This is a genomic window from Planotetraspora sp. GP83 (assembly GCF_041262585.1).
Lineage (GTDB): Bacteria > Actinomycetota > Actinomycetes > Streptosporangiales > Streptosporangiaceae > JAOEGB01.
In genome coordinates, this window is sequence record NZ_JBGCBZ010000035.1 from 1 (window position 1) to 18716 (window position 18716).

22 protein-coding genes are annotated in these 18716 nt (G+C 68.1%); 11 read left to right on the forward strand and 11 right to left on the reverse strand.

Annotated features, from left to right (window positions below; translation table 11 throughout):
- Nucleotides 1-329: 329 nt before the first annotated feature.
- Together ABH927_RS32045 and ABH927_RS32050 are read right to left on the reverse strand one after the other, a co-directional pair.
- Complete coding sequence (locus ABH927_RS32045) at nt 330-518, reverse strand: hypothetical protein (RefSeq protein WP_370027837.1); 189 nt, start codon at nt 516-518, stop codon at nt 330-332.
- A gap of 331 nt (nt 519-849) precedes the next feature.
- The gene (locus ABH927_RS32050) at nt 850-981 is read right to left on the reverse strand and encodes a hypothetical protein (protein ID WP_370027839.1); all 132 of its coding nucleotides are present in this window, start codon (nt 979-981) and stop codon (nt 850-852) included.
- A 220-nt stretch (nt 982-1201) separates the two neighbouring features.
- Here ABH927_RS32050 and ABH927_RS32055 point away from each other — a divergent pair, with 220 nt between their 5' ends.
- From ABH927_RS32055 to ABH927_RS32070, 4 genes are all read left to right on the forward strand, one after another.
- Nucleotides 1202-1414: a hypothetical protein gene (locus ABH927_RS32055; RefSeq protein WP_370027960.1), complete on the forward strand. Its 213-nt coding sequence runs from the start codon at nt 1202-1204 to the stop codon at nt 1412-1414.
- Between the two features lie 11 nt (nt 1415-1425).
- Nucleotides 1426-2343 (forward strand): RNA polymerase sigma factor, encoded by a 918-nt coding sequence (locus ABH927_RS32060; RefSeq protein ID WP_370027956.1) that lies wholly within the window; start codon nt 1426-1428, stop codon nt 2341-2343.
- A 99-nt stretch (nt 2344-2442) separates the two neighbouring features.
- On the forward strand, nt 2443-3339 hold the full coding sequence (locus ABH927_RS32065; protein WP_370027841.1) for an alpha/beta fold hydrolase: 897 nt from the start codon (nt 2443-2445) through the stop codon (nt 3337-3339).
- A gap of 55 nt (nt 3340-3394) precedes the next feature.
- Nucleotides 3395-3538 carry an alpha/beta fold hydrolase gene (locus ABH927_RS32070; protein ID WP_370027843.1) on the forward strand — a complete coding sequence of 48 codons (144 nt, stop codon included), beginning with the start codon at nt 3395-3397 and terminating at the stop codon, nt 3536-3538.
- A gap of 523 nt (nt 3539-4061) precedes the next feature.
- Here ABH927_RS32070 and ABH927_RS32075 read toward each other — a convergent pair.
- The gene (locus tag ABH927_RS32075) at nt 4062-4754 is read right to left on the reverse strand and encodes a TetR/AcrR family transcriptional regulator (RefSeq protein ID WP_370027845.1); all 693 of its coding nucleotides are present in this window, start codon (nt 4752-4754) and stop codon (nt 4062-4064) included.
- A gap of 182 nt (nt 4755-4936) precedes the next feature.
- On the opposite strand from ABH927_RS32075, the gene ABH927_RS32080 reads away from it, so the two are divergent.
- The 4 genes from ABH927_RS32080 (at nt 4937) to ABH927_RS32095 (ending at nt 8384) form a co-directional block, all read left to right on the forward strand.
- Entirely contained in the window at nt 4937-5620 is a 684-nt protein-coding gene (locus tag ABH927_RS32080; protein WP_370027847.1) for a hypothetical protein, read from the forward strand.
- Nucleotides 5617-5934: a hypothetical protein gene (locus ABH927_RS32085; protein ID WP_370027849.1), complete on the forward strand. Its 318-nt coding sequence runs from the start codon at nt 5617-5619 to the stop codon at nt 5932-5934. The genes ABH927_RS32080 and ABH927_RS32085 overlap by 4 nt, the downstream gene beginning before the upstream one ends.
- A gap of 246 nt (nt 5935-6180) precedes the next feature.
- The gene (locus ABH927_RS32090) at nt 6181-7302 is read left to right on the forward strand and encodes an aldehyde dehydrogenase family protein (RefSeq protein WP_370027851.1); all 1122 of its coding nucleotides are present in this window, start codon (nt 6181-6183) and stop codon (nt 7300-7302) included.
- Between the two features lie 284 nt (nt 7303-7586).
- Nucleotides 7587-8384 carry an SDR family NAD(P)-dependent oxidoreductase gene (locus ABH927_RS32095; protein ID WP_370027853.1) on the forward strand — a complete coding sequence of 266 codons (798 nt, stop codon included), beginning with the start codon at nt 7587-7589 and terminating at the stop codon, nt 8382-8384.
- 843 nt (nt 8385-9227) lie between these two features.
- On the opposite strand, the gene ABH927_RS32100 is transcribed toward ABH927_RS32095, so the two are convergent.
- Nucleotides 9228-10757: a carboxylesterase/lipase family protein gene (locus ABH927_RS32100; protein ID WP_370027855.1), complete on the reverse strand. Its 1530-nt coding sequence runs from the start codon at nt 10755-10757 to the stop codon at nt 9228-9230.
- Nucleotides 10758-11343: 586 nt separating this feature from the next.
- Between ABH927_RS32100 and ABH927_RS32105 the strand changes: the two genes are divergently transcribed.
- Entirely contained in the window at nt 11344-11643 is a 300-nt protein-coding gene (locus ABH927_RS32105) for a hypothetical protein (RefSeq protein WP_370027857.1), read from the forward strand.
- A 208-nt stretch (nt 11644-11851) separates the two neighbouring features.
- The gene (locus ABH927_RS32110) at nt 11852-12457 is read left to right on the forward strand and encodes a class I SAM-dependent methyltransferase (RefSeq protein WP_370027859.1); all 606 of its coding nucleotides are present in this window, start codon (nt 11852-11854) and stop codon (nt 12455-12457) included.
- A 665-nt stretch (nt 12458-13122) separates the two neighbouring features.
- Here ABH927_RS32110 and ABH927_RS32115 read toward each other — a convergent pair.
- Both ABH927_RS32115 and ABH927_RS32120 read right to left on the reverse strand, forming a co-directional pair.
- Nucleotides 13123-13290 (reverse strand): hypothetical protein, encoded by a 168-nt coding sequence (locus ABH927_RS32115; RefSeq protein WP_370027861.1) that lies wholly within the window; start codon nt 13288-13290, stop codon nt 13123-13125.
- Between the two features lie 125 nt (nt 13291-13415).
- Nucleotides 13416-13694, reverse strand: a complete 279-nt coding sequence (locus ABH927_RS32120; RefSeq protein WP_370027863.1) for a DUF1905 domain-containing protein — start codon at nt 13692-13694, stop codon at nt 13416-13418.
- Nucleotides 13695-13765: 71 nt separating this feature from the next.
- Here ABH927_RS32120 and ABH927_RS32125 point away from each other — a divergent pair, with 71 nt between their 5' ends.
- Nucleotides 13766-14134 (forward strand): DUF427 domain-containing protein, encoded by a 369-nt coding sequence (locus tag ABH927_RS32125; protein WP_370027864.1) that lies wholly within the window; start codon nt 13766-13768, stop codon nt 14132-14134.
- 168 nt (nt 14135-14302) lie between these two features.
- Here ABH927_RS32125 and ABH927_RS32130 read toward each other — a convergent pair whose 3' ends face one another.
- The 5 genes from ABH927_RS32130 to ABH927_RS32150 form a co-directional block, all read right to left on the reverse strand.
- A complete protein-coding gene (locus ABH927_RS32130; protein WP_370027867.1) occupies nt 14303-14482 on the reverse strand; it encodes a hypothetical protein in 180 nt (59 codons plus the stop codon).
- 127 nt (nt 14483-14609) lie between these two features.
- Nucleotides 14610-14987 (reverse strand): CU044_2847 family protein, encoded by a 378-nt coding sequence (locus ABH927_RS32135; RefSeq protein WP_370027869.1) that lies wholly within the window; start codon nt 14985-14987, stop codon nt 14610-14612.
- 27 nt (nt 14988-15014) lie between these two features.
- Nucleotides 15015-16088, reverse strand: coding sequence for a transporter substrate-binding domain-containing protein (locus ABH927_RS32140; RefSeq protein WP_370027871.1), 1074 nt, complete (start codon nt 16086-16088; stop codon nt 15015-15017).
- Nucleotides 16089-16111: 23 nt separating this feature from the next.
- The gene (locus tag ABH927_RS32145; RefSeq protein ID WP_370027873.1) at nt 16112-17392 is read right to left on the reverse strand and encodes a hypothetical protein; all 1281 of its coding nucleotides are present in this window, start codon (nt 17390-17392) and stop codon (nt 16112-16114) included.
- A complete protein-coding gene (locus ABH927_RS32150; RefSeq protein ID WP_370027875.1) occupies nt 17389-18378 on the reverse strand; it encodes an extracellular solute-binding protein in 990 nt (329 codons plus the stop codon). Before ABH927_RS32150 ends, ABH927_RS32145 begins: the two co-directional genes overlap by 4 nt.
- Between the last annotated feature and the right edge of the window lie 338 nt (nt 18379-18716).

Below are 18716 nucleotides of genomic sequence, written 5' to 3' on the forward strand. Positions count from 1 at the left end.
CCTAACTCCCCGTGTTTCCTATCTCTGGAGACATGCTCCACCGGGGTTTCCTATGTCTCGAGACACCCGTTTCCTATGTCCTGAACCAGAACACCACGCTCTCCGCTCAACCAGCCAAAACGGCGTCTGACCAGCGGATTCGCTCGGCTCAGACGCCGTTGCTCGTCTCGGTCATGTGCAGCCGTACGCCACCCTGGGCAGCCCTCGGCCGCTGTCCGCGGAGTATTTGCGGAATGATCTTTAGTCTGTTCCCGCAGGTCACTCAGCATGAGAGGTACGGTCGCGGGGGTCCCCGCGGCCGTGTCGGGATGGATCAAGCGGCGGTCTCGCTACCCTGTGGGCCCTTCTAGACAGAGACGCAAGATCACGACGTTTTGCAACGAGTTCTTGCCGGCGAAGTGGCCGTAAAACGAGAGCAGCAGGTCCTGCTCTTCAGGACTCAGCTTCGACTTGACGATAGCTCGTTCAACCTCATCGGCAGCCTGGATGAGCACGTCGAAGAATTCCGGCGTCGGCACGCAGGAGTGCGGGCCGCAGCAGGGCTTTGCTCGGTTCGCACGCCCAGCAGGAGCATTCGCCGCCGCCGACGGCGTCGGGGATCAATGGGGCAGCCGTTAGCGCTAAGCCCGCTCCGGGGCCCCAGCGGTTTGAAGGTCGGCGAAGTCGGCGTGGGCCTGGGCGACGGCTTCCCGGGTAGGCCCTCTTCTTCTCGTGCTCGGCGAGTGCGCGGTAGATGCTGGCGGGGCCGGGGTTCTGGCCCTTGCGCTTGCCGGTGGGGATGATTCAGGTCCGGGCGGATCTGCTCGACAGACTCGCCGTTCGCCCGGCGTCGCAGCAGGGTGCAGCATGTCATCGGTGATGACGGGCGGCCGGCCGCCGTGCCTGCCCTTGCGGGCGGCGGGCGGCGAGCCCTTCGAGGGTGGCTTCGCGGATGCTTTCGCGCTCGGTCTCGGCCATCGCCGCGAAGAACCTTAAGAGCATCCGGCCGGGGCCGGACGGGTCGTAATGCCGGGCAGCGGACCGGCCAGCATCTCCAGGACCAGGCCATGCGCGGTGAGGTGGTCCGCCAGCGCGGTGAGCTCGGCGGCGTCGCGTCCCAGCCTTACCGCTAACGGCTGCTCAATTGATCCCCGAGGCCGATGATCCCAGGTCGTCCACTCTCGGAGGGGGAGGCGCGCACAGGCCGTCGCCGACGCGGCTGATGTCCGGCGCACTGGCTTCGGCCCGTAAACTCGGCCTACGTGAGCCTGAGCATCGGCATCGTCGAGCTGGTGGACGCCGATTTGCGGGCAAGCTGCCGGCGATCGTCGCCCCGGCTGAGGCGGTGTTCCTCGACGCCAAGATCGAGTCCGAGCTGGTCGAGCTGCCGGACGACGAGGGAACTGAATCGGCGCTGTTCGCCCCAGGGGGATGAGTGTGACCAGCATGGGGCTGTCGGACGGGGAACTCGCGCGTGCTGCCGGGTCCGGTGACGTCGACGCGCTGGGGACTCTGCTCCTGCGGCACGAGGCCGGCATGCGGGCGGTGGCGCTGAGCCTGCTCGGGCACGGCTCCGACGTGGAGGACGCCGTGCAGGACGCGGCGGTGGTCGCGCTCCGGCGCATCGGCGACCTCAGGGATCCGGAGGCCGTCGGCGCGTGGCTGCGGATGATCGTGCGCAACGCCTGCCGCACCCGGCTGCGCTCCGCCTGGCAGCCGCGCCCCCTAGACGACCTGGTGCTGGCCGCCGCTGACGACGAGAGTCCGGAGCGGTTACTGGAGCGGCACGCCATGCGGGACTGGATCTGGCGCGCGATCGAGGAGCTGTCTCCGCCGCTGCGCATGACCGTCATGCTCAGGCACTTCAGCAGCAGGGTCACGTCGTACGAGCAGATCGCGGCGGTGTGCGGGGTGCCCATCGGCACCGTGCGCAGCCGGCTCAGCCAGGCGAGGGCCAAGCTCGCCGAGGCGCTGGCGACGACCGCGAGCGAGGCGCACGCCGACGCGGCGGCGCTCGCCGCGGCGAGCCGCAAGGACGCCCTGGAGACCCTGGCCGCCGCGGAGCAAGGCGAGTTCCGCAGGCTTCTGACCGAGCGGTGGGCGCCCGACGTCACCTTCTTCGCCGGGCGGCAGCCAGTCGGGGGACGCGAGCTTCTGATCCGGGGCATGGAGTCCGACCTGGAGGCGGGGGTGCACCAGCGTTTCGTCGACGGGTTCACCAGCCGCGACACCACCATCTGGGAGATGGACCTCATCAACCCGGTCGACGACCCCGAGCATTGTCCGCCCGCCGTGACCTGGGTGATGTCCCTGGAAGACGGTCGCGTGAGCCAGCTCCGCCTGTTCCACGTGCAGGCCGCGTGACATTCGGACTGTGATGCACGTCATAGCCCGGCGTTCGAACTTCGGCGCGCTCTCCACGTCTTGTCGGTGTCCGTAACACTACGTTGACCGGAGAAACATATGGACACCCGCACGACCGACTCCCTGACCTCTGGCGTCCATACCGTGGAGATCGACGGAATCGCCCAGCGCTACCACGTTCATGGCACGGGGCCGGTCTGCCTCGCCCACCCCGGCGGACCGGGAATCTTCTGGGAATATCTGCGGGAGCCGGCCCTGGAGCGCCACCTGACCATGGTGTACGTGGAGCCGATCGGCACGGGCGGCTCGGGCCGCCTCCCCTCACACCCCAACGGATACACGCGGGCCCGGTATACCCGAGCGCTTCTCGGCTTGCTCGACCACCTCGGGCTGCCGAAGGCGTACCTCTTGGGACACTCGCACGGGGGGTTTGTGGCGCAGTACTGCGCCCTGCGGCACCCCAACCGCGTCGCCGGCGTCATCCTGTATGAGAGCGCTCCCCTGACCGGGCCTGAGCACATCGCCGAGGCCATGACCCTGATGGAGGACTTCGCCCGCCGGAACGCGGGCAACCCCGAGTTGCCTGAGGTTCTCGCGGCCGCCCAGGCGATGGGGGCCATCTCCAGCGACGAGCAGGTCACCGCCGTCGCCCGGGGCATTTTCCCGGCGTACATGGCCGACTATTGGGGACGCAAGGAGGAGTTCGCACCCCTGCGGGCGGCGGTGAGCGGCACGTACATCTCCGGCCTCGACGAGCACCTCGTCCCCGAGGTCATCGACGACCGGGAGGATCTCGGTTCGATGGTCGTGCCGACCCTGGTGATCGCCGGCCGCTACGACGTAATCTGCGGCATGCGCTGGGGCCGCGACCTCCACAAGCTCATCCCCGGCGCCCGCCTGGCCGTCCTGGAGCACAGCGGCCACTTCGGCCATATCGAGGAGCCCGACGCCTTCACGTCCGCGGTCGTCGACTTCATCGCGGAGTCGTCGATGTGACGGCCGTGGGCGGGCCGCTTCCGCCCCGGCAAAGGCACTGCCATCTTCTCCTGGTGTGCTGCCGGCAGGGGAGTTGGCCGACGGGATTCCCCGCGCCGAGCTGGTCCTGTTGGAGAACAGCGGCCATCTCGGTCACGTCGAAGAGCCGGACGCCTTCGCCCGTGCCGTGACGGCCTTCGTGGCAGCCATGGTGGAGTGACGGACTAGCCCGCGGCAGGAGGGCGGATGATCGGGAGCCTCCCCGGCCGCATCGTACGCGAAGGGAACCCATGACCCCTGCCGTCAAGACCGCCTGTCGCGGGCCCTGCACGCCCACCACCGCGCAGGGTCAACTCCGTTCCGCTTGGTTGTTCGCTTCTCGATGCTTGCCACGCAGCTAGTTTCAGCTGGTCAGATCGCATGCCTAAGGGAATTCGCAAGATCATTATGGTCGGTATGCCCACGGTATGCCCATGAAGATCAAAGGCGTGACCAGTGATCAAGGGATCGCCTGGTCAGGGCCTATGTGAGAGTGGAGCGGGTGACGGGAGTCGAACCGGACCAGTAAGAGGGTTCTCACCTGCGAGTTTGGTCTTTCGGCAGTTCGCGACCATGGGGTTGTGCCGGGTTCAGCGGCGTTCGCCTCAGTCTTGTCGGAGCGGTGTGCCCGCGTGGGCACACCGTTGATCTTTCCGTGCGGTGTGCCACGCCGGAATCGACCCGATACGGTTCCGCGATCCGGATCAGTGGCCCCGGATCGACTCCGTGCTTTGCTCACCGGCGTTTTGCGCCGTGTGCTCGTGCACCCGCAGGCCGTCGAGGGCGAACCCCAGCACGCGCTCGCGCTGGGTTTCGTCGACATAGCCTGCGGCCGTGATGCCGCTGATCATTCGCAGGATGTCGTCGAAGCTCGCATCCACGCGGGCCTCTCCGGCCTCCTGAGCTCTGGCCAGCAGGGGTTCTCCCGCGGCGTACATGGCGACCCTGCAAGACCGAAACATCTCGGAGTCGCGGTTGAGTGCCTCGTAGATGGCTCGCTTAGTGGCGATATAGCCGACGAAGCACCGCAACCAGGCGACGAAGGCATCCCACGGGGGCAGGTCGGCGACCTCTTCCGCCGCTCGGCAGAGCTCCTCGACCTCGCCGACGTACACGCTGTCGAACAGGTCCTGGCGGGTCGGGAAGTTGCGGTACAGCGTGCCGATCCCGACACCTGCGCGGCGGGCGATCTCTTCCAGCGACGCTCCGGTGCCGTGCTCGGCGAACGCTTCGCGGGCGGCGTTGAGCAACGCGTCGAAGTTGCGTCGCGCGTCGGCCCGATGCGGCCGCCGTACCGCGACGTGTGGTAGTGGTTCCGCCTTGTCTGTCACCGATTCCTCCCTGCTGGGAAGCTTTACTTGTTGCGGAGGTGTGCCTCCGATATTCTGGAGGAGCACCTCCGGTATTGTGGAGGCACGCCTCAACTTTAGCAGGCTGATCGCTCGCCCGCCCGTCCGGCGATGCGCATGTGGCCGCATATACGCCGGCCTCGGTCGCCGAGCCGCCCCCCGTAGATTTTCACCCCCGAAGAAGGATTTCGCATGCCAAGCAAAACGTCGTCCGCACGGCTGACATTCTGGTGCTGTCGGCCGCCGCGGCTACGTTCGCGATGCTGCAGTCGCTGCGGCGGCTGTTCTGGATTCCGCTGATCTTCGTCGTGGCCACCGCGTTCTTGGCCCACAGGTACGTCCCGGAGTCACCGGTGCGCATGCCTGGGCGGGTCGACTGGCTGGTGGCGGCGCTGCTGTCGCTATGGCTCGTCGCGTTGCTCGTACCGCTCAGTGAGGCCACCTCGTGGGGCGGGACCTCGGCGAAGGTGATCGTGCCGTTGGTCGTCGCCGTGGTCGCGTGGGTACTCGTCGAGTTGCGCTCCCGCGACCCGCTGATCGACATGCGCATGATGCGCCTTCCGGCGGTGTGGACGACCAACCTGGTGGCGCTGCTGTTCGGTGCGTGCATGTTCTCGGTCGTCGCGTTCCTGCCCGAGTTCTTCCAGACTGCGCCGGCCGCGGGCTATGGATTCGGTTCAAGTGTCACCGAGGCCGGGTTGCTGCTGCTTCCCATGCTGGTGACGATGGCTCTGAGCGGGTCTCTCAGCGGTCCGATCGCTCCAGTGGTCGGCGTGAAGGCGCAGCTGGTGTGGGGCTCGCTGTTCGGCGTCATCTCGTGCGCCGGTTCGCCGCCTACCACGACCAGCCGTGGCAGCTCGCGGTCGCCGGCGCCATCTTCGGACTCGGTCTCGGCCTGGCCTACTCCGCGATGACCAGCCTGATCGTTCAGAACGTGCCCGCGGGGCAGACCGGCGCCGCCAGCGGCATGAACGCCAACATCCGTAACATCGGCGGCTCGATCGGCACCGCCGTCGTCAGCTCCATCGTCATCGCGCACCCACAGCGTGATGGCGTGCCGGCCGAGTCGGGCTTCACCCATGGGTTCGTTCTGCTGGCGGTGATCTCGGCGGTCACCGTCGTTGTGGCGCTGCTGGTCCCGGCAGCGCATCGCACGGGAGCGCATGCGGCGGTCGCGGTCCCCACCCCGGGCGAGACCACCGTCCCGTCACCGGCCGAGACCCGCTAGCCCGTACGTCGTCCGCCGAGCGAGATTGCCCTGGCGTGCCGGCCGCGCGGCATCCCAACCAACCATCACCAATCGAGAGGAGACAGGACCATGCAGACCGCCATCGCGTCGGCCGGATGCTTCATCGGACAGGACGGAGTGCCACCTGATCCGCGCCGCATCAAAAAGCGTTCTGAGAGCGGCCAGGGGAGAGCGCCCGGAGGGCTTCACCGCGATCGTCGCCGACGCCGATGGTGAGGTCTGATCATGACGCACACGGACGGTCCCCCTGTCGAGCAAGGCTGGTCCTCGCCGGAGCTGCTGTTCTGGCCGGGAAGCCTCGGGTCGCGTGGCCTCGACGCCATCATCGAAGCCGCCGCCGCGGGCGGGTTCACCAGCGCGACGATCAGTCCGCTCATGATCCACCAGTTGCTCTCCTCCGGTCGCAGCGCCGCCGACATCGTCGCCCAGGCGCAGGCGAGGGGGATCAGGTTTACCCAGCTGGAGGGCGTTTCCAGCTGGGCGCCGCTGTGGTACCAGTCGGATCCGCTGCCCTGGATCAAGGAACGCTTCGACTTCCCGGCGGAGCACTGCCTCGATCTGGCGTCCGCCTTCGGGCTGGACACGATCCTGGTCGCCGGAGCCTTCGATCGCGGCGCCCTCGGCGTCGACGTTCTCGCCGAGCACTTCGCCGCCTTCTGTGACGCCGCGGCCGCCCGGAACATCCGGGTGGAGCGGGATGCAAACCTCACCGCTGTGACCGAAGGCCTGAAGTTCGCGTCGTTCGCGAACAACACGGAGAACTGCCAGGCCCACACCCGCATCCTGGCCCCGCGCAGCCGGTACGAGGAGGTCGTCGCGGCGCTGAAGGATCTCGTCGAGTCGCTGAAGGTCGGCGACCCGTCCGATCCGGCGACGTTCATCGGCCCGATGGTCAGGGCCAACCAGCAAAAGCGCGTCCAGAGCTACATCAGGCTCGGCATCGAGGAGGGGGCACGCCTGGTCACCGGCGGCCCCGAGGTGCCGGAAGGACTGGAGAGCGGCTTCTACGTGCGTCCGACGCTGTTCGCCGATGTCGACAACAGCATGCGCATCGCCTGGGAGGAAATCTTCGGTCCGGTCCTCGTCGTCATTCCGTACGAGGACGAGGAGGACGCCGTGCGGATCGCCAACGACTCGCCGTACGGCCTGGGCGGCGGCGTGTGGACGACGGACACCGAGCGCGGTCTTGAGATCGCCCGGCGCATCCGCACCGGCTTTTTTATGGTCAACGCCGCACCCGTCGGGTTCGACGGCCCCTTCGGTGGCTACAAGTCGAGCGGGATCGGTCGCGAGATGGGCGCCGTGGGCCTGACCCAGTTCATCGAATACAAGACCATCAACGTCTGACCACGGTGCTTGATGAGCTCACGTCCTGGCTCCGGTGAGCCGCCAAAGCCAGGGACCGGCATCAGGGAAACCTTTACTTGTTGCGGAGGCACTCCTCCGCTAGTGTGGAGGAGTGCCTCCGGTTTATCGGAGGTAAACCTCCGCTCCGGCCCGATTGGCCGTCCCTCGCGACGCGCATCAGGTGGCATCCGCCTCACAGCGCCGCGGCCACGTCGGCCTCGGAAGGTCTTCCCGATACGTCAGGCACATGAGCGGGACTACGAAACGAAGGAAAGTAGAAGATCATGGATTATCAGCTCACGGGCAAGCGCGCGTTGGTGACGGGGTCGAGCTCCGGTCTCGGCGAGGCGATGGTCAAGATGCTCGCGGCCGAGGGCGCCGCCGTGGTGGTGCACGGCCGCGACAAGGACAGGACGGAGGCGGTGGCCGAGTCCATCCGCGCCGCCGGCGGGCGTGCGGACGTCGCGCTCGGAGACCTGGCGACAGACGAGGGCGCCGACGCCGTGGCCGCCGCGACGCTGGCCGGCGGGCCGATCGACATCCTCGTCAACAACGCCGGCTACTACCGGCACGTGTCCTGGACCAACACCACCCCTGAGGAATGGCGCGACGCCTACGAAGTCAACGTGATCTCCGGTGTGCAGATGATCAGGCACTTCGTGCCGCAGATGCGTGAGCGCGGGTGGGGACGGGTGATTCAAATCGGCGGAGGGCTCGGCATCGTGCCTATGCCGGGGCACCCGCAGTACAACGCGACGCTCGCAGCGCGCCACAACCTCGCGCTTTCCCTGGCGCGTGAGCTGGCCGGCACCGGCGTGACGTCGAACGTCGTGGCTCCGGGCGCGATCCTGGTCGACTCGGTCAAGGACTTGCTCATGGGGATCGGGCCCGCCCGTGGGTGGGGCAACACCTGGGAGGAGATCGAGCCCGCGGCAACGGCCGAGCTCATCCCGAACGACCGGAACCGCATGGGCTACCCCGATGAGATCGCCTTCGCCGTGCTCTTCCTGACGAGCCCGCTGGCCGAGTACGTGAGCGGTGCGATCATCCGCGTCGACGGTGGTCTCATCAAGAACCTCTAGCTAGACCGCGTCTCCTGATCCGCTGTCGGTCGTCCGGCGGCAAATCGCCGTGTGGCCGGGTCGCGCGGGCGCCTTGTCCAGGGTGATGCGTACCTAGCGTCTCCACGGCGAGATCCACGAGACACTCGCCGCCGCGAGGTGTGACAAGGGCCGTACGGCCGCTTCCGTGAGAAGCGCGTCGTACGGCCCTTGCCGCGTTTCTCCCACCTGCCATGGCGCGAAAGAGCTGAGTGACTGACTGAGTGACTGTCACCGATGACACGGAGATGGGTCTGCCGGCGCCGTATTCCCCGCAGGGCTAGGCGGTCTGCTCGCAGTGGACTGGCTTCCGCGACGGCCTGGCTGACCGCGGTTGGGGGCGATGCTCTCGTATAAAGGGGTGGCAGGTTCAAATCCTGCTCTATCGAGTTGCTTGCGCATGTCAGAAGGGTGTCACTGTAATCAGTGACACCCTTGGTATTGCTGAGTGATAGCCGTCAGGTTGTCAGGCGGTCAGGAGAAGATGCGATCCATCATCTCTGCGCCGCCGAGGAGGACTGGGCGGATCTGCTTGCGGTAGACCGCCTCGGTGACGGCTGTCCCGCTGTGGCCGACCAGGCGGGGCGATGTCTTCCAGCGGGACGCCGGATGGAGTCGGAGAGCAGCGAGACGAAGCTGTGCCGCATCTCTCTGGGCGTCCAGTCCTTGGCTTTCAGCCCGGCGTCTTTCATGATCTCCCGGCATGCCCGCCGTACGTTGTGCGAGTCCAGGGGAGTGCCGACCTTCGAGGCGGAGACAAGACCGTTGTCGGTCCACTTACCAGGAGATCGGCGGCCGATGCACGCAGAACTTATGCCTGTACGTTTACCGCGCGAGCAGCGGGAGCGCCGGGAAGGTGTGGTCCTGCCACAGCAGCCGCGAGGTCTCTTCCGGGTAGACGGTGACCATCGACGGCGTGTCGAAGAGCTGTGCGAGGCGGTGGTCGGCATCGTACGGAGGCCAGCCCGGGTCGCCGTGAGCGGCGAACGCCGTCCACGCCCTGCGGATCTGCGTGGACAGCTCCTCCGCCACAGGGGAGGGCGGGTCGCCGATCAGCATGGCGGGCTGTCCGCTGCTCAGGTTGCCGAAGACGAGCGGCACGTCCAGGCCGTGGCAGGCGCCGAGGCCACCGCCCAATCCCGGGGCGGACCAGGTCAGTTCGTAGAGGTGGGCCTGGCCGCCGCCGGCGATCTGCGCGTCGGCGAGGTGGAGGCTCGGCATGCGGAACAACCAGTCCGCGTTGACCAGTTCATACAGCTCCTCATCGGCCGCGGCCGGGAATGCCTCCCGATACCGGCGTGCACCGTCCGCGCCGGGGGCGAGCATGTGCAGAGCGGTCTCGGTCTGCTCGTGCGTGACCTGGCCGAGCACGCCGTCGATCAGGCTGAACAACCGGTGCTCGTCACGAGTGTGCCCGACGAGAAGTCCGACGTCCCGGGCGGCGCCGTCAGCCAGCGCCTGCCAAGGGGTCGCCGGCAGGACGTCACCGTCGACAACCGGTGCGAACGGGATCGGCCGGTGTGTGATCTGCCCCCAGCGCTCCCGCCATTGGACCGTCTTGGCGGAGATCGCGTCGCCCGCGGCGGGCAGCCGGGCCGGGGCCACCGCCGACAGGCCGGACACCGTGGGCCGTACCCCCAGCTCGGCGGCGCAGGCGGCGGCGATGTCGGCGGCCAGTTCGGGGGAGAAGAACGTCCCCGGCACGCTCTGCGCGACCGCCCGGCGGAAGAGTCCGGCGGCGCGCGGCATGGCGAGCAGCGCGGCGACCGATCCGCCGCCCGCCGACTGGCCGAAGACCGTGACCCGGTCCGGGTCGCCGCCGAACACCCGGATGTTGTCCCGCACCCACTGCAAGGCCGCGACCTGGTCGAGCAGTCCCCGGTTGGCCGGGGCTCCGTCGATCTGCGCGAAACCCTCAATACCGAGGCGGTAGTTGAGGGTCACGACTACGGCTCCGCTCCCGGCCAGGTGCCCGGCGTCGTATTGCGGGAGGCTGGAGTTGCCCATGGCGTAAGCGCCGCCGGGGATCCACACCATCACCGGGAGCCCTGCCGCCGGATCCGGTTCCGGTGTCCAGACGTTGATCGTCAACCAGTCGTCGCCGGCGGTGTCCTGGGACACCCCGAGCACGCCGGACTGCGGGGGCGGCGGGCCGTACGCGACCGCCGGGCGCACACCGTCCCAGCTGCGCACCGGCCGCGGCGCGGCGAAACGGAGGGCGCCGACCGGCGGCTCAGCGAACGGGATGCCGCGGAAGACCGCCAGACCCGCCTCCCGGCCGCCGCGCAGGACGCCGGCCGCCGTGCGGACTTCCGGCTCGGACTCGGACGGCTTGCTGGATGCGCTGACGGCCACTTTGCGGTTTCCTCTCCGCTCCTGCTCGGACGAGCATCCCAGCGCGGGCCATCTGCGGGCAAACCATTTAGGGGGCAGCCCACATGAGCCTGAAACCCACACTGAGTTGATCTTGAACGCTTTCCGGAAACGATCCCCCACGCGCCGAAGCCCTCCCTCGGGGGACCAGCCAGCTCTTATCCCGAAATCCGTCCCGGACACTCCCCGGGGAGCGCGACCTGCCCCGCTCTGATGGACGCGTTCGTGGCTCACACCGGCCTGATCACCGACCCGGCTCCGCCATGAGACCCCGACCTTTCAACCTCTTTAGCCACGCGCGTGCGGGCATGCACTCATCTGCCGCCGAGCGGGCGTCGTTCCCTGCCGGGGGAGGACATCCAACTCTGCCGACGTGAGAACTCCTCGGCGGCACCCGGTTGTACCGGCGCGCGTGGCTGCCCGGAGCCGTCACCGGGCGTCTCGGCGCGGCGATGGCCGCCTCGCTCCTGCTGGACCTTGACGAGTCCCGGACCGATGCGGCACTCGCTGTCTCGGCACCAGCGCGGGCGGCGCGGTAGGCGCTGTCTTCTCCGGCCGGGAGCACGACGTGAACTACTTCCGGGCGGCCGATCCGCGGTCAATCCCCGAAACGGACATCCGACTCGAAGGTTCACCCACGCTTGATCAGGTCGTCAAGGTCAGTGTTGTCGGAACGCACGGTCCCTGGGCCGTGACCGAGCCGTTCCGGTCGGCGGTGCACCCGGATGCCATCGTCCGCGAGAGGTGCGCGGCGGTGTTCAGCGCGGCCGGCCACGCTTTTGATCCTGGGCGCCTGCTTGTGTCGGGGATGTCGCCTACGCAGGTGATGCACATGACGAGGGCGCTTGTGGAGAACACCCGCGTCTAACGAGCTCGTGCATGGTTGGCGGTGGGACGTTGAGGCCTTCGGTGGGACTGGTGTCACATCTGCCGGACTGGGATCAGGTCTGCGGTCTGCTGATGGAGAGCAGGCCGGCGCTGGCCCGAACGGTGTCGCTCATGTGCTCGCGGCGGCCGCGATGTCCTTGCGCCGTACGGGTTGGGACGATCGCCGCCGTGGGCTACCATCCCCAGCCATGCCCTCCCAGGTCCGCGATGCCTATGACGCCCTCGCCAGCATCTACACCGACTTCGTCCGCGGCAAGCTTGAGGAGGACCCGCTCGATCGCGCGCTCCTTGGCCTGTTCGCCGAACTCGTGCAGGGCCCGGTCGTCGAGCTCGGCTGCGGCCCCGGCCGCATGGCCGCTCACCTCCACAGCCTCGGCGTCGACGCGTTCGGCATCGACCTGTCCCCGCGCCTGATCGAGATCGCCAGGCAGGCCCACCCGCAGATGCGCTTCAAGGTCGGCGACATGGCAGCCCTCGATCTCGCCGACGCCTCCGTCAGCGGAGTGCTGAGCTGGTATTCGATCATCCACACCCTGCCCCAGCAGCTTCCGGGAATCCTCGCGGAGATGCACCGGATCCTCACCCCCGGTGGGCACCTGCTCCTCGGCTTCTTCGAAGGGCCCGAGCTTGAACCCTTCGACCACAAGGTCGTCCTCGCCTACCGCTGGCCGATCGACCTGCTCGCCGAACTCAGCCGACAGGCAGGCTTCACCGAGTTGGCCAGGCTGATTCGCCAGCCCAACCCGGGCCAGCGCTTCCCCGGCGGCACACTCCTCCTGCGCAAGACCACATGACCTGTGGGAGACTCACTCATCCTGTGTTTCTCGCGGGCCTGGAGGGATCTCCGATGCCTGCCTTAACCACCTCGACGTGTGCTTCCACGATGAGTCGTCCCACTCCGCCGGACCCTTGGAAAGACCACCCGCTAGCGCGAGTGTGTATGCAGCAGCACCTCACCGCCGCCCTCGCCTTCAGCATCGAGCCCGCCGAAACGTGTCGACGTCGACACCTCTGAACATGACACCGCAGCCGAACTGGTCTCCGCCAGCCGCGCCTGCGACGTCGACGTCGTCCAAGACCTCATCGAGGACTTCAACCGGGTGCGTGATCGAGTCGGAGTCGTTCAGGCTGGAGTCTGCGTGCCACCTGAGGCCGTGAGCCCCGCCCCGCCAGCCGCATGGCTACCGAAAGTCACTGACGAGCGCAGCGAACGTGTCCACGACGCGCAAAGTCTCGGCCTCGGGCAGGGTCGGCAGCGTAAGCGCCACGCGGTCGGCCCCCGCCTCGGCGTAGGCGGCGATAAGTTCGAATCGCCTTCAACCTCAGCTCGGCGCCGCGATCGCCTAGGCCGACATCGCCCGGAGCATGCTGGACCTGCGGCTGCCCGAGCAACCGACCAGCACGACACTCACATGCCGCTGGTCGGGCATACATGTGGCTCAACGGGTCCTTGAGGGGTTCAATCGAACCAGTGGTTACGTCCGGGGCCCGGTGGCTCCAGCCTCGTGTCAGCGCGCACGCCGATCTCGCGGGCGACGTCATGTACCACCGCGACCCAGGTCAAGGAGATCTCCGGAACCACGACCGGCGTGGCGATGCCGGGTGTCAGCAAGGGCTCGGCGCTCATCGGTCGATGATGCACAAGCCCTTCACATCACGGCAAACATCCGCTCATGCCGCTGATCGTGCTCTGATGCTGGTTCGTCGGCCCGGTGGTCAAAGTCGATGAGTACGACGGTTACGGTCGCGATGTCACCTGCGTCGAGGGCTTCGGCTGTGCGGACAGCACGTGCGATGGGCAGCGCGTAGCTGCCACGCGCTGTCCGGGAAGATCGAGGTCTTCCATGTGCTCCCGCCGACCGTGACCCGCACCCGCATGGAACCGAAGCCGCGACGCGGTCCACCTGCCAGGTCACGGGTCTCCTCGATGCCTCGGTAGACAGGCTGACGAACATCATGACACTGGGGTACGACAGTCCTGGGTGGTCCGTGGTGCGCCCACCAAGCGCTCCCTGTCGACGTGAGCAGCACTGGTCGAACGCGCTGGCTTGCCGCGAAGCGTTACGCTGGCGGCTGCGGGGGACGATTGAGGGGATCCGTCTATGAACGTACGAGGACATGAAATCGAGGTCACGCCTGTATCGGATCAGGTCGTGGTGCGAGTCAAGGACGTGGTCGTCGCGACCTCCTCCCGGCCGATCGTGCTCACCGAGACGGGCTGTCCACCGCGGTACTACCTGCCGTCGGCGGACGTGAAGATGGACATGCTCAGATCATCGACAACGACGTCGCACTGCCCGTTCAAGGGCGACGCCACCTACTGGTCGGTTCAGATCGGTGACGGTGTGGCCGAGGATGTGGTCTGGTCCTACACAAAGCCGTTCCCGAGGGTGGAGGAGATCGCCGGATTGCTCGCCTTCTGGGCCGAGAAGCCAGGCGTCACGCTCGAGGTGAATGGACAGGCCGAGTAAGCGTCGCGGGGTTGCGATCGCCGCCACGCGCAATAGACCGTCCGCCCTGACGGCGCTGGACATCCGCTTCTGCCGCGATAGGTGCGGCTGCTGCCGTGCGCTGTCCGAGGCGGTATCTCCCGTCGGGTGGCGCTGGTGGGCCCAGTGCTCGGGAGGCGAGGGCTCCTGTCAGGGGGCGATGGAGCGCAGGAGCGCGCCGAGTTCGCCGGTCACCTGCCCGATGTATCCGGGGACCGCCGCCGCGTAGTACTCGCAGGTCTTTGGTTCAGTGCATAGAGTCTGCACAGTCTCGGACGGCAATTTGCGAATCCGCCCGAGAAGGGACAGGCCGGGCTGGTTCGCAGCCATATCACCATGGCGCGTGCCGCCGACGTTACGCGACGCGTATGCAGGCGGGTTGTCCCTCAGGTTCTCGCCATCAGCGTCAGGAGCACACCGCCCGTGAGCGCGAGCAGCCGGTCGGCGGCACGTCCGGTCACCGTTTCAGTCCCTTCGGCGCGTGCGCCGGGTCCGCCTTCGGGTCCGCCTTCGGCTGTCCGGTCTCGGCCTCCCAGGTCAGCTTGACGACGAGGTGGCCCTCGGACGCCGTCTTCGCGATCACGGCGCCGACCTCGGCGTTCAGCCGTACCCCGATCTCGATCTCGATCTGGTCCGGCCGGAGCCGTTCGTCGCGGAACACCTCCAGCGCGTCCGCGGCGGCGTCCCGGACGCCGCCCAGCACGTCCTTGAAACGCTTGCTCACCTCCACGAGGCCGTCGACCCGGCCTACGCGCCGTACCCCCGGCTCGTCCTCGTCCACCTCGACGACGACGTGGCCGTCACGGCCCGTCTCGAATCGCACCAGTTCAGTCACGTTTCTCCGCTCCATCCGGCTCGGGGATCATCGGCCAGGCGGCCAGGTCGGGTTCGGGCCGTACGCTGCGGGCGGCGGCCCTTTGTCGGGGTGGTCCAGCAGCCACTGGTCGTGGATGGCGCGCCAGCGGCCGTTCTTCCGGATCTTCTCCAGGACGTGGTTGACGAACCTGACGAAATCGGTGTCGTCCTTGCGGAACGCGATCGCGTGGGGCTCGTCGGTGAACCAGGTACACGTGGCCGCCGGCCCGTCGTACCACCGGCACGACGGGTCGCTCGGCGAACGCGGCGGCGGGGTCTCCAGGAACCGGGTTGACGGGTCGAGGTCCTGGAGGCCGAGCAGGACGTTGTGGTCGGTGGAGATCGCCTCAACCTGGCGCTGCTGCAGCATGACGAGGCAGTCGGTCCAGTTGGGCACGCCCACCGGGACCGGCTTCTCCGGCCGGTTCCGCAGAACCTCGATGGAGGTGGTGCCGGTCGCCGCGCAGACGGGTTTTCCGGCGAGGTCCCGGAGTCCCCGGTAGTCCGAGTCGCCGCGCACCAGCACGGTCTGCCCGGAGTCGAGGTAGTCGGTGGAGAACGCCACTTCCTCGGTGCGCTCGCAGGTGGCGATCATCGAGTCGGCCACGAGGTCGACGGTGCCGTCACGCAGCCTCTCCTGACGCTCCCCTGAGGTGATCGCGACGAAGACGAGCACATCGCGCGGGTCCCGCCCGGGGAACATCTCCTTGGCGATCTCGTAGAGAATGTCGATGTCGAAGCCCCGGTACTCCCCGGTAGCCGGGTCGCGGTAGGACATCCGCGTCATCGTCTGGTCCACGCCGGCCCGGATCTGGCCGCCCTTGCCGGTGATGCTCCTGGGTGGCGCCGAATCCGGGGCGAGGCTGTTTCGCCGCTCGCAGGCGGCGGAGGGCGTGGCGGCCGATGGCGTGGTGGCCGGGGGCGGGGCCGTCGCGGTCTGGACTCCACTGGGCGTCGGCGAGACCCCGGGCGGGGGGCCGCTGTAGCCGGAGGCGCATCCGGCGAGCGACACGGCGGTCAGCGCCCCGGCGAGGACGCGGCGGACGGACGACCGGCGAGGCGGGGGCGACGGTCTCCTCACGAGTAGTCCCTGACCGTGGCTTCTCACAGGTAGTCCCTGATCCTGATCCAGATGCCGCGGCCGGCGCAGACGGCGGCCGCGAGGCACAGCAGCGCGGTCCCCTCTCCCAGCCCGTCCGGTGCGACCGGGATGTCTGTGGCCAGATCGAGGATGGCGGCCTTGCCGTTCTCGATCGCCCTGGTCAGATCCGCGTCGAACTCCTCGTACGCCACGGCCACCTTCCCCTCCGGCAGCGCGGCGGCCACCGCCTCCTCGTGCCGTCCGGCGCGCTCCTTCTCGTGGATCTCCTGGTCGTAGGCCGTGCACCAGTCGTTGATCCGGCTGGTCAGGGCGCCGGAGAGAGGCCCCTGCGGATGGTCGCACCCGGCGTTGACCCGGAACCGGCCGCGCAACTCGTTCGAGCCGACGGCGGTGCTGTTGCCGCCGAGGCGCAGGTAGTCATCGGCCCTGGCCTCGAGGGCCGCGCGCTCCAGTCCGACCAGATACTGCTGGGCGCCGAGCTTCTCGCCGACCGCGCCGAGGCGCCCATCCGCGTACGGCGAGGCGCTCAACGACCAGGCCAGCCAGCCGAGCGTGGCGAGCGTCACCAGCGTGGCGAGCGCCAGGCCACGGTTGAACAGGCGGCGGGTGCGCCGCCACAGGTACCGCTGGACCAGCCAGAGCACACCCAGTGTCGCGATCAGCAGCACGGCGAGGGAGCCGATGGCGACCCGTGCGCCGTTCCGGGCCTCGCCCAGCCGGCTGATCTCCTCCTTCCACAGGTCCAGGGCCGCGGGCAGAAGGGTCCCGCGCAGATACGCCGTCGCCTCCCGGAGATAGGCCGCGCCGAGCAGCGCCCGCTTGGGATCGGTACGCGCGAAGCGGGTCAGGTCCTGGGCGTGGTCGACCAGGCCGGTGTAGACGGGAACGCGCAGAGAGATGCGGGCGATCCCGGCGGCGCGCTCGGGGTCGCCGCCGGTCAGCGCGGACGAGGCGGCCAGCCGTTCGCGCGCCACGGTCAGCGCCTCGCCGTACCGGCGGTCGAGTTCCTCGCGTTGGCGCGGGTTCGCCATGGCCAGGAAGCGCCCGGTCGCGGCCGTGTCGGCCTCGGACAGCGAACGGTAGATCGCCTGCGCGTTGTCGCTCATCTGGGCGGCGCTGGTCGCCATCTCCCGGCCCGCCGCCCGCACGGCGCGGTCGGCCAGCAGGCCCGCCGCGCTGGTCGCCACGAAGAGCAGCAGAAACAGGGCCGCCCACGCGGTGAGCCGGTTGCGGGTCGTGGCGCGCGGGCGGCGGGCACGGCGGCCCGGGACGGGCGTGCTCACGGCTGTCCCTGGATGCCGGCTATCACGCCGGTCTCCGGATCGAAGAACTCTTTGTCGATCTTCGACCAGCCGCCGAGGTCCTTGATGGTGAACAGCCCCGAGGGGACGGGGAACCTCTTGGGGTCCGCCAGTTGGGGGAGGACCGGGCGGTAGCCGTTCTCCGCGAAGATCCGCTGCGCCGTCGGGGTCCGCAGAAACCTCACGAACGCCTTGGCCTCCTCGGGGTGCCGGCTCGTGGTCGTCACGGCGACCGGGTTCTCGATCAGGATCGTGGCGTCGGGCACGACGTAGTCGAGCGGCCTGCGGCCCTTCCGGGCGAAGAAGACCTCGCTTTCATAGGCCAGGAGAGCGTCTCCCCTGCCGGAGTTGAAGGTCTGAAGCGAGGCCCGCGCGCTGGAGTCCTGCACCGGCACGTGCGAGAGCAGGGCGCGGAGGTAGGCGACGCCGTCGGCGCGGCGCGCGCCCCTCCCCGACTCCGCGCCGTAGCCGGCCAGGATGTTCCACCTGGCGCCGCCCGAGACGAAGGGGTTCGGAGTGATCACCTCGACGCCCTTGCCGAGAAGGTCACGCCATGTTTTCAGGCCCTTGGGATTGTCTCCGCGCGTCGCGATGACGACGACCGAATTGGTGACCATTCCGCCGTACTCATCCGAGCGCCAATTCCCTGCGACCAGCCTGGCCTCGACCAGCCGGGTGATGTCCGGCTCAAGGGAGAATGCCACGATGTCGGCTTTCGCGCCCGCCTCGACGGCCCGGCTCTGGTCGCCGGACCCGCCGTAGGACTGCTCGAACCGGATATTTCTTCCCTCGGGCGTGCGCGCGAATTCCTCGATGATCTTCTGGTACGCCGCCTTCGGAGTGGAGTAGGCCACCAATGAGAGCGTGACCCGGCCGTCGCCAGCCGGAGGTTCGGCCTGCCCGCAGGCCGCCGGCGCCAGCGCGACGAGAGCAAGACCGTGTGCGATCACGCGGAGTCTCCAGCTCATGGGTAGTTTCCTACTCAAGCGTCTGGTTTGGTGGGGAAACTGCGCACAACGACCCCGTCTTCCCGTCGCGACACTATCGTTCCGTATCTCCGTCGAACATTGCGATCATCCGATTTCGCTCGGACACCCCCTTGTCCGGCCGTAGCGGTATATTCCACCATCGGCTGGGAAATTTCTACGGGTACGGCTGGACGGGACCAAGTCCAGCGATATCCAAACGTCCGAGGGTCCGCTCGGGCAAAATGGTGGCTATCTCTGCCGAGCTTGCCTCTTATGGGCATTTAGCGCGATGAAGTACGGTGAACTCGACTATTCATGGACCTTCACGGCATCCTCGC

Coding starts and splice junctions, on each gene's coding strand:
- ABH927_RS32085 (WP_370027849.1), top strand. CDS start 5,617: ATGACCAGCCTGATCGTTCAGAACGTGCCCGCGGGGCAGACCGGCGCC.
- ABH927_RS32115 (WP_370027861.1), bottom strand. CDS start 13,290: ATGAGCGCCGAGCCCTTGCTGACACCCGGCATCGCCACGCCGGTCGTG.
- ABH927_RS32055 (WP_370027960.1), top strand. CDS start 1,202: ATGTCCGGCGCACTGGCTTCGGCCCGTAAACTCGGCCTACGTGAGCCT.
- ABH927_RS32150 (WP_370027875.1), bottom strand. CDS start 18,378: ATGAGCTGGAGACTCCGCGTGATCGCACACGGTCTTGCTCTCGTCGCG.
- ABH927_RS32060 (WP_370027956.1), top strand. CDS start 1,426: ATGGGGCTGTCGGACGGGGAACTCGCGCGTGCTGCCGGGTCCGGTGAC.
- ABH927_RS32125 (WP_370027864.1), top strand. CDS start 13,766: ATGAACGTACGAGGACATGAAATCGAGGTCACGCCTGTATCGGATCAG.
- ABH927_RS32090 (WP_370027851.1), top strand. CDS start 6,181: ATGACGCACACGGACGGTCCCCCTGTCGAGCAAGGCTGGTCCTCGCCG.
- ABH927_RS32130 (WP_370027867.1), bottom strand. CDS start 14,482: ATGGCTGCGAACCAGCCCGGCCTGTCCCTTCTCGGGCGGATTCGCAAA.
- ABH927_RS32095 (WP_370027853.1), top strand. CDS start 7,587: ATGGATTATCAGCTCACGGGCAAGCGCGCGTTGGTGACGGGGTCGAGC.
- ABH927_RS32050 (WP_370027839.1), bottom strand. CDS start 981: ATGCTCTTAAGGTTCTTCGCGGCGATGGCCGAGACCGAGCGCGAAAGC.
- ABH927_RS32065 (WP_370027841.1), top strand. CDS start 2,443: ATGGACACCCGCACGACCGACTCCCTGACCTCTGGCGTCCATACCGTG.
- ABH927_RS32110 (WP_370027859.1), top strand. CDS start 11,852: ATGCCCTCCCAGGTCCGCGATGCCTATGACGCCCTCGCCAGCATCTAC.